Origin of the sequence: Kitasatospora sp. NPDC127111 (genome assembly GCF_042677465.1) — a bacterium.
Classification (GTDB): domain Bacteria; phylum Actinomycetota; class Actinomycetes; order Streptomycetales; family Streptomycetaceae; genus Kitasatospora.
Genome location: NZ_JBHXTG010000057.1, coordinates 25,182 through 40,086, shown reverse-complemented (window position 1 = coordinate 40,086; position 14,905 = coordinate 25,182). Strand labels below are relative to the sequence as shown.

Below are 14,905 nucleotides of genomic sequence, written 5' to 3'. Positions count from 1 at the left end.
GCATATCAGGCACAAGCAGCACCGGCACCGGCGTCAAGGGGACGGGCGGCCCCGGCCAACCCGGCGTCACGGGAACCGGAACCAGCGGACCCGGCATATCAGGCACAAGCAGCACCGGCACCGGCATCCAAGGAACCGGCGGCCCCGGCCAACCCGGCGTGACAGGGACCGGAAGCAGCGGACCCGGCATATCAGGCACAAGCAGCACCGGCACCGGCATCCAAGGAACCGGCGGCCCCGGCCAACCCGGCGTCACGGGAACCGGAACCAGCGGACCCGGCGTGACGGGCACAAGCAACACGTACAGCGGCGTGGCGGGAACCAGCACCAGCGGGCCCGGAGTGGCGGGCACGAGCAACTCGCACACCGGCGTGGCCGGAAGCAGCACCAGCGGGCCCGGAGTGGCGGGCACGAGCAACTCGCACACCGGCGTGGCCGGAAGCAGCACCAGCGGTCCCGGGGTGTCGGGCACGAGCGACACGGGCACCGGCGTCAAGGGGAAGGGCGGCCCCGGCAAGCCCGGCGTGACGGGGATCGGGGGCGGCAGCGGGCCCGGTGTGTCGGGCTGGAGCGACACGGGCACCGGCGTGGCGGGGACCGGGAGCGTGGGCGTCTGGGCCACCGGGCCGACAGGCCTGTACGCGCAGGGGAACCCCTACGCGGCGAGGTTCTTCGGTCCGGTCGACGCCGACAGTCGCATCTTCACACCCGATATCGGCTTCCGGATCGACCATCCACTCGACCCGGCGAACCGCATCCTGACGCACTCCTCGGTGGAGTCCCCGGAGCGGAAGAACGTCTACGACGGCGTGGCCACGCTCGACGCGGACGGCACGGCCACGGTCGAACTACCCGACTGGTTCGACACGTTAAACACCGACCTCCGCTACCAACTGACCGCGATCGGCCAGGCCGCGCCCGGCCTGCACATCAGCCGCAAGCTGTCCGGCAACCGCTTCTCGATCGCCGGCGGAGAGCCCGGCCTGGAGGTCAGCTGGCAGGTCACGGGGGTGCGCCAGGACGCCTGGGCACAGGCGAACGCGGTTGCCTGCGAGGCCGACAAGGCCGCCGAGGAGCGCGGCCGTTTCATCCACCCCGCAGCCCACGGGTACGGGCCGGAGCGCGGGATCGCCGCACTGCGACACCCGGAGCTCGGGCCCCAAGGGGCTGCAAGGACCGTAACGAAGGAGGGCTGAGCCATGGCCAGCGGCCAATTCCAGCAGGGGGTCAGCGGGTTCGACCCCGGACAGCAGACCCCGCCGATCAAGTTCGGCATCTGGGGTGACAGCAACGTCGGTCCGGGCGTGCTCGGCAGCACCGACGATCCCGCCGCCGGGAACCGGGCCGACGGGATCGAGACGGGCGCCGGTGTGGTGGGTGTCAGCACGGTCGCCGGCGGCGTCGGGGTGCACGGGATCTGCCGCGAGGGCACCGGCGTCCTCGGCAAGGGCGGCGACGGTGCGGGCGTGTCGGGCATGGCGACGTCCGGGCCCGGAGTGGCGGGGGCGGCGGCGTCAGGCCCCGGAGTCTCGGGGGTCGCGACGTCCGGGCCCGGGGTGGCCGGCAGGAGCGCCGAGGGGCGTGGGGTGGAGGGGCGGGCCGAAGGCGAGGAGGCCGGCGTCCTCGGCGTCAGTGCCGAGGGGATCGGTGTCGAGGGGCGGTGCAACGGCCCCGACAGCCCGGGAGTTTTCGGTCAGGGGACGACGGGCCCGGGGGTGACCGGCGAGAGCAGGCAGGGCCCGGGCGTCACCGGCGCCGGCGGCCCTGGCCAACCCGGCGTCACGGGACGCGGGAGCACCGGTCCCGGTGTGTCGGGTACGAGCGACACCGGCACCGGCGTGGTGGGGAGGAGCCGGCACGACGCGGGGCTGTTCGGGCAGTGTGAGCAGGGCATCGGCGTCGTCGGGGAGAGCCAGGCGTCGAGCACCGGGGTACTCGGGAGGAGCGCCCAGGGCGTCGGCGTGACAGGGCAGGGCGGCGGCGCCTCCGCCGGGGTGTCCGGCTCGGCGGCGGCGGGGCCGGGGATGGCCGGCCGTAGCGGTCAGGGCCCGGGCGTCACCGGCACCGGCGGCCCAGGCCAACCCGGCGTCACGGGAACCGGGAGCAGCGGACCCGGTGTCTCGGGCACCAGCGACACAGGCACCGGCGTCGTGGGGACGAGTGCCCAGGACGCCGGGGTGCTCGGGGAGAGCGCGCAGGGCGTGGGCGTCATGGGCAGGAGTCGGGCTTCGAGCGCCGGAGTGCTCGGAGAGAGCGCTCAGGGCGTCGGCGTCCAGGGCTCGGGTGACACCGGCGTGAAGGCCATCGGCATGATCACCGGAGGGGGCACGGCGGGCGGCGTCGGTGTCGACGCGGTCGGCGAGACCGGTCTGATCGCACAAGGGAACCCCTTCGCCGGGGTCTTCATCGGCCTGGTCGAGGTCAACGGTCGCATCCTCACGCCCGACATCGGCTTCCGGATCGACCACCCGCTCGACCCGGCGAACCGTTTCCTCGCGCACTCCTCGGTGGAATCCCCGGAGCGTAAGACCGTCCACGACGGGACGGTGACGCTGGACGACCGGGGCGAGGCGAGCGTCGCCCTGCCCGACTGGTTCCCCGCCCTCAACGGACGGCCCTGTTACCAGCTCACGCCCTTGGACGGCCCGGCACCCGACCTGCACGTGGTGCGCCACGACGGCGGTGGCGGCTTCGACATCCGCGGCGGGGCACCGGGGGCGGAGGTCTGCTGGCAGGTCACCGGGGTCCGGCGGGACGCCTGGGCCATGGCCAACCCGCTGGCGGCGGAGGCGGACAAGCCGGCCGAACAGCGCGGCCTCTTCCTGTCGCCCGAAGCTCACGGCGAGCCACCGGAGCGGCGCCTGTCGGCCGCCCTGGGCAGCCGGCTGACGACCATCGCGGCCGGTCTCGGCCCCGCCCGTCCTGCCTCCTGACCACTACGAGGAGAACCACGGCTTCCGCCCCCATCCCCTCCTGCGTCGCCTTGAAGATCTTCTGCCTCGGTCGCCGTACGTTGTTCTCGCAACTCGGCCCAGTCGATGCCGTGCCAGTCGAAGGTCTCGTCCTCCGGTCCGTTCACCGCGGTCGCCGAAGGCTCAGCCAAGACCGTGCCTCCCAATTCACGCCTCCAGTACCTAACTCGTCCTTCGGTTCCGACGTCCTTGCAGTGGTGGCTTCAAAGGCTCACCTGATCCACGAGGGCTCCCTTTCGGGCCGGGCCACCAGGACCCGTATCCGGTGAGTTGTGCGGGAGCGGGTGGAGGTCCCGTTCTCCCGGTTTCCTCTGGCCTTTCGGCCTACCGGCTTTCGCTTCTTGGATCATCCGTCTCCCGCCGGGGAGTTCAGCTCTCCTTGCGGTCGGCCTACCAGGCTCATCGCCTGGACCTCGACGGGGTTCCACGTTCCGCACCAGTAAGACGCGGCTGGGGTGGGCGGGCCCTTTACACCGGGATCAGCGGTGTCCCCCCAGGTCTCAGCTTCCTGAGGGTCGCTTGGCGCCTCTCAGCACCAGGTCCGGTGACCGCCGTTTGCATGCCATCGCGCGGTCCTGAAATCACGGGGCGTCGGCAACGGCTGAAATCGGGCCGGTTCCAGCGGTTCAGTTCTGGGCCAACGTCGTGGTCTCGCTGGATGCTTGTCAGTCGTTGTTGTCGGTGGGGACGCGTCAGAGTTCGCGTCCTCGCATGCGGTAGGACTCGCCCTTGAGGGAGTGGACCTCGGCGTGGTGGACGAGTCGGTCGATCATCGCGGCGGCGACGGTCTCGTCGCCGAAGACCTCTCCCCAGCGCCCGAAGGGCTTGTTCGAGGTGACGATCACGCAGGCAGGCGACGAGGTATTCGAGGTGGGTCCAGGACTCGGCCCACCCGAGGGTGGTGCGTTGATCACTTGAGGGCGCCATGGTTTGCTGAAGCCTGGCGGAAGGTCGGTGCCCTCGCCCGAACGCTTCAGCGTCGGCGGCGGTTGAGCACCCCGATGAGAGTGGCAAGGTCAGCGGCACCGGCCGGGTCATCCGCGTAGCGTGTGGTCTGGAGGGGGCCGACCTCAGGAAGGACGATGTCCTCCCGCGCCAGGACATAGACCAAGGTCAACAGTGCGGCGCGGGCATTGCCATCGGCGAAGGGGTGGAAGAACGCCACGTCGAGGTAGGCACGGGCCGCGCGGGCCGCCAGCGGGATGTCCGGGTCGGTCGTCTCGTTCAGGCAGGAATCGAAGTCGGCCTGCGTGTGAGGGGTCAGACCGTAGCGCTCGCGGCCGGCCTTCGCATAGGCGTCGCTCACGCGGAACGGTGCCCCTGTTGCAGCGAGGACTTCGCGTTGCCAACGGGCCAGCAGGGCGAAGTTCAGCGGGGTCTGGCGTGCGGCGTCCTCCCGGGCCAGGGTGTGCGCGGCGAGCAGACGCTCAGCGCGAATCGGATCGCGCCAACGCACCGGTCCCTCGCACCAGGACCGGAACCCGTCGCGGCCGGCCGGGACCCGTTGCAGAGCCGGTGAATGCCGCCAGTCGACCTCGCGGCGCACGCGCAGCCAGACCGAGAGGCTGTCAGTAGCGGTCATGGAGCTTCTCCAGCGCTTCCCACTCGCGGTGGTCCCGGTACGGGGCGTGGCCGGTGAGGCCGACGGCGAGGTCCTCGCCGACCGACTCGATCAGAGTCCGCTCCGGGTGGACCCAGCTCTTGAACCGGCCGCCGATCGCGCGCTCCACCGCTCGCGCGGCCTCGGCCCGGTCCATGCCGGTGCTGGTGAGGAACCAGCCCAGGACGATCGAGGTCTGGCCGCGCCAGGCGTTGTCCGCGCCCGAGTCCATGGTGTGGGTCACGAGCCGGATGCAGGCCCGTTCCAGGTGCCAGCTGCGGTCCTCGGGCGAGGCGTCCGGCGGCGGCGCCAGTTCGGCGAAGCGCTGGGCCGTCCGCTCCAGCCACTCCCGCCACTCCAGCAGCGCGGCCACGGCACGTGCCGCGGTCTCGTCGGGGGTCGTCACCGAGCTCGGCCCGCCGGTCCAGTTGCCGATGGGCCCGCCGCTGTAGTGGTACCAGTTCCATCCCCAGGCCCAGGTGCCGTATCGCTCCCGTATGATCGCGTCCACCTGGCTCTCGCACCAGCGTTCTCCCTGCCACCAGCCGGCCATACCGGAGAGCACAGGTGGCACCCACTCGCGGACCAGCGAGCGGAGGTGCTCCTCCTCGTCCTCGTCCCAGGCGAACGAGTGGCGGGCAGGGTCGGACTCTTCCCAGTCCCGAATGCCCTCATAGGTGACGGGGGGCACGCGGTTGTCGGGGAAGGGCAGGGTGTCACGGTTGTACGTCAGGGCTGGCCACTCTTCCTGTTCGATGTGATCGACCGATCAGTCTCGGCTCAATGCCCTGGGAACGCTAACGGTTTTCAGACCGCGTCGGCTTGTCCGTCATGCCGCTGCTGCTTGTCGTCGCCGCCGAGCACGCTGAAGTCGACGTCCAGGCGGGCCTCGTAGGCGTCGGGGGTGATGCCGAGTTCGTGGGTGGAGTACTCGCCGAACCGCTTGATGTGCTCGGTCAGGTACGGGGAGACCTGAGCGAGGTCGAGTGGGTCGACCGGGCGCCCCTCGGCCTGCGGCTCGCGGACCACGTCGGCGATGTCCAGGGTGTTGTGGAAGATCACCAGGTTGGCCAGCAGGGACGTGAACTTCACGTCCTTCTCCTGCTCGACCGGGTCGTTCGCCGCGACCGTGCCGTTCTGGCCGAAGCGCACCCAGTCCGAGAAGCCGTTGAACGCCTCGACCTTGTTGGTCGCCGCCGTCACCCCCGCCCGCAGCGGGCTGTCCGAGAGGTAGCGCAGCAGCTGGACGGTGCGGATCACCTTCCCCACCTCACGGAACGCCGTGTAGGTGGCGTTGCGCCACGAGCCCGAGCACAGGCGCTGGAGTACACCGAGCGGGCCCGGGGCCATCTGTACGCGGTGCATCACATGACCGGTGGCGCCGACCGGATGCGGTTCGGCGATAGCGGTCGGCGGGCGGGTGGTGGAGCCGCAGTGGTGGTGATCTTCGTTGGGACTTCGGCTGGGGGTGGCCCCGCGAGTGCGGGCCACCCCCAGGTGGTTCAGCCCAGGCGCCAGCCGTTGCGGAAGTTCTTGACCTCCTCGGTGTTCTTGGGAAGGCCGGCAGCGACCAGCACAGCTAAGGGCTGTCCCGCAATGACCGTCACAGCTCCGGAAACGGCGGGATGTGGTCTATCACCTGCAGCAACCTCCTGGCAGCTGCGGCCTCCTTCGGTCGTACGGAGGACGCTACGCCTTCGATGACTGACCGGCCCGCGAAGACGGCTGTCCTTGCGTCCGCCTCCCAGCCGGGTTGCTGCCGGTAGCTCGTGTCGCGCTTGCTGCCCCCGGCCGCCGCAGCGGCGGAGTGCCACTGGTCGGTCTGGCAGATGCTTTCCAGCAGGTCCAGCAGTTCGGCCTTGCACGCCACGTGCGGAGCTCCTGCCAGCTCTACAAGGAACGGAACTGCGGGGGCTGTGGCCTCGCTGACGACGAACCCGAGCGCACAGACGGCATCGCCCAGTTCCTCGGTCGCGGTGCGGGCCGTGTCCTCGTCCCCGTACGCGATCCGGGAGAGGAGAGGGGGAATGCCGCCGGCCGGAGCCCCCGTCGTGTCACGAAGGTCCGCCCAGCGAACCCCGGAGACGCTCCTCAACAGACTTCCCACGCCCTGCTCCTCGTCAGAATCCTCGCGCCGACTCCGCCGGTGCCCTAACCATGCTCCGGCTACTGGTACCCCAGCCAGGCGGTACTTCCGCAGACAGGGCCGCAGGACCCGGCTGGCTGCCATGATCTTGCCGTGGCTGGAGTGATCACGGCGTCGGACCCGTCCTGGATAACCCCGTTCACCGGGCTCGGCCCGCACGACTTCAAGAAGCTGATCACCATGCTCCACCGCGAGGGTGCCGACACGGTTCGCCCCGGCCGACCGTGGAGTCTCCCGCTGGAGGACCGGGTTCTGCTGGTCGCGGCCTACTGGCGCACCAACCTCACGCTGCGACAGCTCGCGCCGCTGTTCGGGGTGTCCAAGTCCGCGGCCGGCCGAATTATCGAGCACACCGGCCCGCTCGTGGCTCTCAAGCCCCGGCGCCGGTTCCGAAAAGACACCGTGCTGATCGTCGACGGCACCCTGGTGCCCACCCGCGACCACACCATCGCCGAGCGGTCCAAGAACTACAGGTACTCCACCAACCACCGGGTGGTCATAGACGCCCACTCCCGGCTGGTCGTGGCGGTCGGCAAACCTCTGCCGGGCAACCGGAACGACTGCAAGGCATGGGAGGAATCCGGCGCCAAGGCTGCCGTCGGCCGCACGACCACGATCGCCGACGGCGGCTACCCAGGCACCGGCCTGGTCATCCCACACCGACGCCCCAAGAACGGCGAGCTCACCGACTGGCAGGCCGACCACAACCGCGAGCACAAACAAGTCCGCGCCCGCGTCGAGCACGTCTTCGCCAGGATGAAGACCTGGAAGATCCTCCGCGACTGCCGCTTCAAGGGCGACGGCGTCCACCACGCCATGCTCGGCGTTGCCCGCCTGCACAACCTCCTCCAGGCTGCATGAGCCGCGCGCTGCCGGTCGACCGACCATGCCCAACCACTCAAAGATCAATTACGGGACGGCCCTTAGGAGCTGCTGAAGGTTCGGATCTCGCAGTGACCCGGTTCCGGGCTGGTGTCTCTGGTAGAACTCGGGGTCGTGGCGCGATTTGACGTGACGGATGCCGAGTGGGCCTTGATCGAACCGCATGTGCCGGTGGCGGCCACCGGGCCGCTGCCCCGGCGGGTCCGGGAGCAGTTCAACGGGGTGTTGTGGCGGTTCCGTACCGGCAGCGGCTGGCGGGACGTCCCAGAGCGCTACGGAGCCTGGAGCACCGTGTACGCCCGCTTCCGGGGCTGGGTGGCCAGCGGGTTCTTCCAACTCCTGATGGACGAGTTGATCGCGGAGGCCGCCTCGCGCGGGGTGGTCGGGCTCACGCTGGTCAGCGTGGACTCCACGATCGTGCGGGCCCACCACGAGTCGTCCGGGCTGGCGGTCGCCGGGGAGACCCTGGACGCGCTCGAGCAGGCCCTGACCGAGGAAAAGGGGGTTCCACTGCCGCGGCAGAAGGCCGTGCTGAGGGTGACGAGACAGCGGGACCGCACGACACGTCCGACCCCGACCAGGTTCGTTCCCAGGCACGCCGCCGGCGCAAGGCCCGGGCCGCGAAAGCCGAACTCGGCCGGTCCCGGGGCGGGCTGAGCAGCAAGATCCATGCCACTGTCCACTCCGCGGGCCTACCACTGGCGTTCGTGCTGACCCCGGGCCAGGCGGCCGACTGCCGCCAGTTCCAGACCGTGCTCGACAAGATCCGGGTGCGCGGCCCAGTCGGCCGGCCCCGCACCCGCCCCGACGCGGTGACCGCCGACAAGGCCTACTCCTCCAAGGCCAACCGCGCCTACCTGCGCAGACGCGGGATCACCGCGGTGATCCCGGAGAAGGCGGACCAGGCGGCCAACCGGAAACGGAAGGGCTCCGCGGGCGGCCGGCCGGTCACCTTCGATCCCGACCGCTACAAGCGGCGCAACCACGTCGAACGGTGCTTCCAGAAGATCAAGACATGGCGCGGCCTGGCCACTCGATACGACAAGAGCCCGGAGAGCTACACGGCAGGCCTGCACCTCCGCGGATCGATCATGTGGTTGAAGTCCATGACCTCAACCACATGATCCGAACCTTGAACAGCTCCTAGCGGACGCGCTGAGGGCAGCCGAGCGGGACGCCCTCGCCCAGGCCTCGGTCACCGGCCAGCGGGCCGCCGACTGGATCCGGTCTCTCGCCTCCCGCCAAGACGAGGACACCCAGCGGGTCCTGGAGCGGTACGCCGAGGCCGTCGAGCAGGTGCTGCGCCACGAGATCATCCCCGGCGGCGACGGCGAGCTGGCGGAGGAGCTGCACTACATCCTGGACGCCTACGTGCTGCTGGGCAGCGTCTCGCCCTCGCCGCCGCGGCGCAGCCGACTGCCTCCGAGATCCGGCCGTGAGCCAGACGGAGAAGGAGGCGCCGATGGCGGCGCCGGACGACCTGGTCCGCAAGTACGCCGTCGACCGGCTCGTCCGTTGTCTGCAGGAGAAGCGGCCCGCTTCGGGTGAGGAAGCCGGGTGGTGGAAGCGGTACTGGCACGAGCGGGCTGAACCGGCTACCGACCGCGCGTTCATGTTCGAGGGCGCGGCAGACGAGGCGTTCCTGCGCTACCTGAAGACCGAGCTGGCGATGCACGTGCTGACCGACCTCACCGCCGACGAGGTCACGATGTGGCGGCGCACTGAGGGCATCGTGACGGCCCGCACCCTGGTGGAGCTGCGGGACTTCGTCCGGCAGTCCACCGGCCGCCCGGACTGGGACTTCATCACCGACCGGCAGCACCCGGCGCCGCCGCCAAGCGGTGCCTGAACCGGCCCGGGACGTGATCGGGGGGCCGCGCCGGAGCCGGGAGAATAGTCCGATGACCATCAGCTCCTCTGCGGTCTCATCTCCCTGATCCCCACCTCCCCCGCGCCCACCGCCGGCCAGCGCGCCGCCGCCTCGCTCCTCCAGCTCGACCAGGCGCTGCTCCCGATCCCGGTCATCGCGGCCGCCGCCGAGCTGATCGCCGACCGCCTCGAGGACCCCGACCAGACCACTCGCGACGCGGCCGGCGCGGTCCTCGCCCACGCCGCACTGGCCAGCGCCGCCCCACGCCCCGCCGAGAACCGGCCGGCTGAACCCGAGCTCGGCCGACGCCGCCCGCCCGCTTAAGCGTTCGTTGCTCAGAGGCGGGCCACCTTGGACACTGGAGGCATGTCGGGCGGGTGCAGCGGGCCGTACTGATCGCCACCACCAGAGAGATCCGGGTCCTCGGCTTGCTGGACGCGGCCCGGGCGCTGTTGCGCCAGGCCATGGTGGAGGCTGGCCAGGTCGCCGTCGCCCGGGTCGCAATCGAGAACGTTATCGGTAGGCCTGGCTCTTCAGACCTGCGCAATGTGGGGGCGCAAGGCTGGCGCGGACGACTTTGCCGGCCGAGATGATGGCCTCACCTCTCCAAGATCGCGCCTCGTGAACGGCACTTCAACCTGGTGGCCGAGAGTGCCTGGAAGGTCGTCTTCCTCCCTGATTGCACCCTGTGAACTGAAGGTCAAGTGGGGCGCCCAGAGGCAGTTCCTCTGTGACCGATAGGCCCTGAAGGCCAGAGGCTCCTTGCGACATGCAGCTCCATTTCCTAGTGCACGACTTGACACTCACCGCTGGATGACAGCGCTGGACAGCCAAGCACCAGAGCTGCTGGCTGCAGCTGTCGGACGTTAAACGTCAAGCTAAACGGCGGCCCGGTTGTGCCGGGCCGCCGTCCAAGAACTCAAGAGTTATCCATGGTGGTCATGGCGGCGCGAATAGCACGTGCGCGTTCGGCAAGCGCTGGGAGGTCGATGGTGGATTCGGTGGCCTTGATATCGACGACGCTGCCGAGTGTGCTGCCGTCTGCCCAGGCGCAGGCGACGTTGAGGTCGCTGCCCTTGCCGGTGGCAGCGCACTTCATGTAGCCGCCGAGGGGACCGGGAGGGAAGACGGTGTAGCCGACGCGTTTGGGTTCACCCGAGGGCACCGGGTCATCAGCGGGGTCGGGACCGCCGAGAAGCGTGTCGATCTCGCGAAGAGGCCGTTGGAAGGAACCGCTCGCTCCGACGACCACCAGGCTCGCGTCTGTCGCTCCCGGGGTGCGGTAAGCGACGACGAAGTGATCGTGGATGCGTATCTGTCCGGGTGTGTTGGGGAAGATACGGGCGTCTTCGCCTGCCAGGTCCTGGGTAGCCTTGGGATCGAGGGTGAGGTCACCGAGGGTCTGTTGGGCCGTGAGTTTGAAGCGTTCGGGTTCGTCGGGCCCGAGGACGACGAAGAGGGTGCCCGTGATGCCGATGCCGGCAGCCGCGGCAACCGCTGTGATGACGGTGCGGCGTGACATTCGCCGGTACCAGGGCAACGGGGCGTTATCTCCTTCGGCCCAGCGTGCCCGTAGCCGGTCGGCGGCGTTCTCGGATACTTGGGGAAGGGCTGACAGTTGTCGGCCGCCTGGCTCAGGTTCGGTACTGGTCATGGGTGCTCGCTTGAATGTCGGGGGCGGGCCCCGGATTGGCCGGGGCCCGCCCCAGTGTGGGTGCTACATCATCTGCTGTTCGGTGAGGTCGTTGGCCTCAGGCGGTGCGTTCGGGGGTGAGCGTCCACTGCTGGTTGAGCTGGAGGCTCGGGCAGCTCCAGATTCCGAGGCGGGTGCCCTGGTCGGTCGCCCATCCAGGGAGTTCGAGGCATCGGCCGGCCGGATTGTCCGCGTCCACGGTCGCTGGCAGGTAGATGCGGCCGTCGGGCCGCACAGCCCACTTCTGGCCGTTCTTTCCTTCGCAGCGGGTGAGGACCACGGCGGCGCCGTTCGAAAGTGCGTCGTCCTTGGTGGAGACGCAGAAGCTGCCGTCCCGGATGGTGCCGTCGGCGGCGAAGTTGAACCGCTGGTTAACGGTGTTCCAGCACCCCCAGATGGCAAGGGTGGCACCTTCCCTGGGGCCGCCTTCAGCGTCCATGCACTGCCAGCTCGCGCCGTTGGGGTGAACAGAGACGCTCGCGTCGGCGTAGCCCAGGAACTGCCAGGCGTTGAACCCGTCGACCTTGTTCTTGGTGCCGGTGCTGCTCTTGCCGGGGAAGACCGTGATGGCGTTGCTGGTGTTGATGGCCCACAGGTCCGGGTAGCCGTCGTTGTTGAGGTCGCCGGCGCCGACCTTGGGCTGGGCTGCGGTGGTCCAGTCGGCGGCGCCGAGAATGAGGAATCCGGCGTCGGGCTTGGTGAGGGACGAGTAGTCGACCGTCCCGTCGGCGTTCCAGTTCAGGGCGTAGGCGTAGATGTTGCCGTTGGTTCGGTGCCGTGCCCAGATGGTGGTCTGGTAGAGGGGGCCGGTTGTGCCGGGGATCGCGGTGGCGCCGTTGGCCGCGCCGGGGCTGAGAAGCTCGTAGTCCGCCCAGCTGCCGTTGCCTGCCGTGGTGGGGATGAGTGTCGCCGAGTCGAGGTCGGTGTTCCCGGCGGGCTGGAAGAGGTAGAGGTTGTTGTTCTCGACGGTGAGGATGGAGGTCTGGGACATGATGATCTGGCGCGACTCGTTGAGCGGGTCGCCGCCGATGGCTTCGCCCTCGGGCGTGCCGATCGCTGTCACCTGGGAGGCGTCGCTCCAGACCTTCTGCTTGTAGGCGGGGCACGGGGCTCCCGTGCCGTAGGTCGTGCACGTGGCGGGGCGGGTGAGTGCCGTGGGCTGCAGGGTGTCGTAGCGGCCCGTGCCGTCGTTGGGTATGAGGTAGAGGGTGTCCTTGAGGTTGGTGGCCGTGTCCTTGTCGTAGTGGGCGACGATCTGGTCCACGGCCTGGCCCTGGGCGAAAGTGCCGTGGTGGCTGAGCTGGAAGTCGGCCCACGTGGTGCCGAACTCGCGGTTGCCAGGAGCTGCTGTCGCGGGCGCGGCGAGGGAGTTGGCGGGGTCGGCGGTGCCGCCGATGATCCGCAGGTCACCATTGGCGTCGGCGACGACGATGTCGGGCTTCTGGTCGTTGTCGATGTCACCGAACAGGGGCTGGGTGCCGGGCTTCCACGAGGCGTAGAAGCTGTAGGCCGCGGGCTGGCTGTAGTTGCCGGCGACGTCCATGGCCCAGGCGTAGACGATGTTGGTGCCCCAGTTGCGGGGCGTGAACGACACGGGCTTACCCGGTCCGAAGGTGCCGGGCTGTCCGCATTGCCAGCCGACGACCGGCGTGGGATCGGCACTGAATCGGACGCAGGCGATGCCGGAGGCCTGGAGGCCTGCGCCGGGGGCAGGGTCCTCGGCGTTGATGGTGAAGGAGCCGCTGTCGCCAACGTACTTGGCGGGGTGGTCATTGGGGGCGCCCGAGGACGGAAAGTCGGTGGAGCTGATACTCACGCGAGGATTGGTCTTGTCGACGCGGAAGTAGCACCACGCGCTCATGGGCGAGGTGAGGGTTCCGTCGGAGGACGCGGCGTACCAGCCGTACTGGTGACCGTCCGAGAGCGAGCCGAATCCCTTCATGGTGCCCGGGTCGTTGTAGCTACCGCCCCAGTCGCCCTCTCCCCAGGAAAAGTTGGGGTCGTTGTCGTCCCACATGCGGAAGCCGGTGTAGAGGCTCTGCCCGGTGGGCGACCAGCTATTGGCCCTGACGTAGATGTTCTGGAGGTTTCCGATCCACCCGGGGTTGTCCCACGGGTGTGCGCCACCGCTGGTGCATTCGGCAGTGCTGCGGTTGTTGGCAAAGCCTGGGGCGGGGCTGGCGCGGGGGTACCAGACGGTGGGGGTGATGTCGTAGGTGGTGGCGATGGAGGGGTTGTTCGCCAGGTAGTGGCGGTAGAGCTTCTCCCACTCGCTGGTCTGCGGGGCGATGCCGATGGTCCAGCTCGACTGCTTATCGACGGCCAGGGACTTGATCGCGCCGGTGACGTCGATGGCGAGTGGACCGGTGCCGGTGAGCCATTGGCCGTTGACGGGCGAGCATCCGTCCATGACGACGTTCCCGTTGTCGCCGCACGGCTGGGCGTACCAGTTTGTGTCGCTTCCGATGGTGCTGCCCCGGGGGGCCGAGTACACGACGAAGGGGGTGTTGGTCCCGGGGCTGGAGGCGCTGGTCACCTGGGCGTTGAGTGTGGCGCTCTGGATGGTGGGGGCGAACTCGGCCCCCTGCGGGATCGTGTAGAGGGCCGGGTTGATGTTGAACTGGAAGTAGGCGCGCTGGCGGCCTTCGTTGCCGCAGTCCAGGCTTGGGTCGGAGCTGTGGTACCCACAGTATCCGGTGGCCACGTTGGACTTGAGGTTGTAGTTCTTGGCGCCCTTGTGGTTCTCCTGGACTTCGACGGAGCCCTGAGTGTAGCTGGCGGCAGCCACTGAGGGGTCGAGGTACCAGGGTCCGTCGCCTGAGCCGAGCGCGTCCTGATTGGGGGTCAGCTCGATGGCCGATGCGGTGACTCTGGTGGCGATGACTGCCACGTTCGCGCCGTCGCCGGGCTCTTCGGCGGTCGATGGGGCACTGGTGGCGCCCTCGCTGGGCACCACCGCCGGTGCGGCTGCCAGAGCTGCACGGGCCGAGGCCCTCGAGGCCCGGGCGTCTGCGGGCGGCTTGCTGGAGTCCCACTGTAGTGGCGCCGGGGACCGGAAGCGGGTGGTTCCGTGGTCATCGGTGACGGTGAGGGCACCAGCCTGGTCGGTGGTGACGGTCAGGCCGTGTGCGGCGATGGGGAAGGAGAGCGACTTTAGGGCGGGGCTCTCGGCGGCTTCCTTCGTTCGCACGATGATGACGTCGCGCCAGCCGCCCTGGGTCAGCGCGGTCAGCTGAAGGTCCACGCCCGGGAGGACACCAGCGTAGGTGGCGACGGGCCCGTCTACGGTCGGCTTCGGCAACGCGAACGGGGCGCTGACCGCCAGGCTCTTACCGTCCTCGGTGGTGATAGTGGCCATCGGGCCCGTGCCGCCACCGGAGAACGCGAGTCCGGTCGTCGCGACGGCCGGACTGAGTGTGCCGTCGCCGTTGGCGCGCAGGCTCGGATCGAGGTCCGCCCAGACGCCGCCGCGCTTGGTTCGCACGGGCTGGGCGTTGTCCGTGGTGGTGAGGGTTCCGTCAGGGTTGGCGAACGATACCGAGGCCTCGTTGGTGAGGGTCTGCACGGCGACCGGTTTGCCGGTCGACTTGGCCTTGGTGATCGCATCCAGCATGGCCTGCTGCTCGGGTGTGCGGGGCGGTGCCGGTGACGACGGAACGATCGGCTGAACCCCACCTGCCGGTCCGTGAGACGGCAGGGCAGTGGGGGTTGAGCCGGCCGCGAATGCCGCCGGTGCGGCGAG

General features: G+C 69.5%; 11 protein-coding genes and 2 pseudogenes. 5 read left to right on the top strand and 8 right to left on the bottom strand.

Annotated features, from left to right (window positions below):
* Both ACFVHB_RS28530 and ACFVHB_RS28525 read left to right on the top strand, forming a co-directional pair.
* Window positions 1–1,196, top strand: a pseudogene (locus tag ACFVHB_RS28530) (hypothetical protein); the annotation flags it as partial.
* A gap of 3 nt (window positions 1,197–1,199) precedes the next feature.
* Complete coding sequence (locus tag ACFVHB_RS28525) at window positions 1,200–2,933, top strand: hypothetical protein (protein WP_380327943.1); 1,734 nt, start codon at window positions 1,200–1,202, stop codon at window positions 2,931–2,933.
* A gap of 731 nt (window positions 2,934–3,664) precedes the next feature.
* Here ACFVHB_RS28525 and ACFVHB_RS28520 read toward each other — a convergent pair.
* The 5 genes from ACFVHB_RS28520 to ACFVHB_RS28500 all read right to left on the bottom strand — a co-directional run bounded on the left by ACFVHB_RS28520 (window position 3,665) and on the right by ACFVHB_RS28500 (window position 6,679).
* Window positions 3,665–3,817, bottom strand: coding sequence for an ATP-binding protein (locus tag ACFVHB_RS28520; RefSeq protein ID WP_380327941.1), 153 nt, complete (start codon window positions 3,815–3,817; stop codon window positions 3,665–3,667).
* Window positions 3,818–3,945: 128 nt separating this feature from the next.
* Window positions 3,946–4,554, bottom strand: coding sequence for a Fic family protein (locus ACFVHB_RS28515; RefSeq protein ID WP_380327940.1), 609 nt, complete (start codon window positions 4,552–4,554; stop codon window positions 3,946–3,948).
* Complete coding sequence (locus ACFVHB_RS28510) at window positions 4,541–5,263, bottom strand: hypothetical protein (protein ID WP_380327938.1); 723 nt, start codon at window positions 5,261–5,263, stop codon at window positions 4,541–4,543. Before ACFVHB_RS28510 ends, ACFVHB_RS28515 begins: the two co-directional genes overlap by 14 nt.
* Window positions 5,264–5,379: 116 nt before the next feature.
* Window positions 5,380–5,937, bottom strand: a complete 558-nt coding sequence (locus ACFVHB_RS28505; protein ID WP_380327936.1) for a Tn3 family transposase — start codon at window positions 5,935–5,937, stop codon at window positions 5,380–5,382.
* Window positions 5,938–6,175: 238 nt separating this feature from the next.
* Window positions 6,176–6,679 (bottom strand): hypothetical protein, encoded by a 504-nt coding sequence (locus ACFVHB_RS28500; protein WP_380327934.1) that lies wholly within the window; start codon window positions 6,677–6,679, stop codon window positions 6,176–6,178.
* Window positions 6,680–6,811: 132 nt separating this feature from the next.
* Here ACFVHB_RS28500 and ACFVHB_RS28495 point away from each other — a divergent pair, with 132 nt between their 5' ends.
* Both ACFVHB_RS28495 and ACFVHB_RS28490 read left to right on the top strand, forming a co-directional pair.
* Window positions 6,812–7,579, top strand: a complete 768-nt coding sequence (locus ACFVHB_RS28495) for a transposase (RefSeq protein ID WP_380327933.1) — start codon at window positions 6,812–6,814, stop codon at window positions 7,577–7,579.
* 135 nt (window positions 7,580–7,714) lie between these two features.
* Window positions 7,715–8,724: pseudogene (locus ACFVHB_RS28490) on the top strand (IS5 family transposase).
* Between the two features lie 19 nt (window positions 8,725–8,743).
* On the opposite strand, the gene ACFVHB_RS28485 reads toward ACFVHB_RS28490, so the two are convergent.
* A complete protein-coding gene (locus ACFVHB_RS28485) occupies window positions 8,744–8,953 on the bottom strand; it encodes a hypothetical protein (protein WP_380327931.1) in 210 nt (69 codons plus the stop codon).
* An 82-nt stretch (window positions 8,954–9,035) separates the two neighbouring features.
* On the opposite strand from ACFVHB_RS28485, the gene ACFVHB_RS28480 reads away from it, so the two are divergent.
* On the top strand, window positions 9,036–9,449 hold the full coding sequence (locus ACFVHB_RS28480) for a hypothetical protein (RefSeq protein ID WP_380327929.1): 414 nt from the start codon (window positions 9,036–9,038) through the stop codon (window positions 9,447–9,449).
* 940 nt (window positions 9,450–10,389) lie between these two features.
* On the opposite strand, the gene ACFVHB_RS28475 is transcribed toward ACFVHB_RS28480, so the two are convergent.
* Window positions 10,390–10,992, bottom strand: coding sequence for a hypothetical protein (locus tag ACFVHB_RS28475; protein ID WP_380327927.1), 603 nt, complete (start codon window positions 10,990–10,992; stop codon window positions 10,390–10,392).
* Between the two features lie 229 nt (window positions 10,993–11,221).
* The gene (locus ACFVHB_RS28470) at window positions 11,222–14,776 is read right to left on the bottom strand and encodes a ricin-type beta-trefoil lectin domain protein (RefSeq protein WP_380327925.1); all 3,555 of its coding nucleotides are present in this window, start codon (window positions 14,774–14,776) and stop codon (window positions 11,222–11,224) included.
* Window positions 14,777–14,905: the final 129 nt, after the last annotated feature.

Excerpts from the sequence above, each read along its gene's own strand:
- ACFVHB_RS28515 (WP_380327940.1), bottom strand. The coding sequence starts at position 4,554 with ATGACCGCTACTGACAGCCTCTCGGTCTGGCTGCGCGTGCGCCGCGAG.
- ACFVHB_RS28475 (WP_380327927.1), bottom strand. The coding sequence starts at position 10,992 with ATGTCACGCCGCACCGTCATCACAGCGGTTGCCGCGGCTGCCGGCATC.
- ACFVHB_RS28505 (WP_380327936.1), bottom strand. The coding sequence starts at position 5,937 with ATGCACCGCGTACAGATGGCCCCGGGCCCGCTCGGTGTACTCCAGCGC.
- ACFVHB_RS28470 (WP_380327925.1), bottom strand. The coding sequence starts at position 14,776 with ATGCTGGATGCGATCACCAAGGCCAAGTCGACCGGCAAACCGGTCGCC.
- ACFVHB_RS28525 (WP_380327943.1), top strand. The coding sequence starts at position 1,200 with ATGGCCAGCGGCCAATTCCAGCAGGGGGTCAGCGGGTTCGACCCCGGA.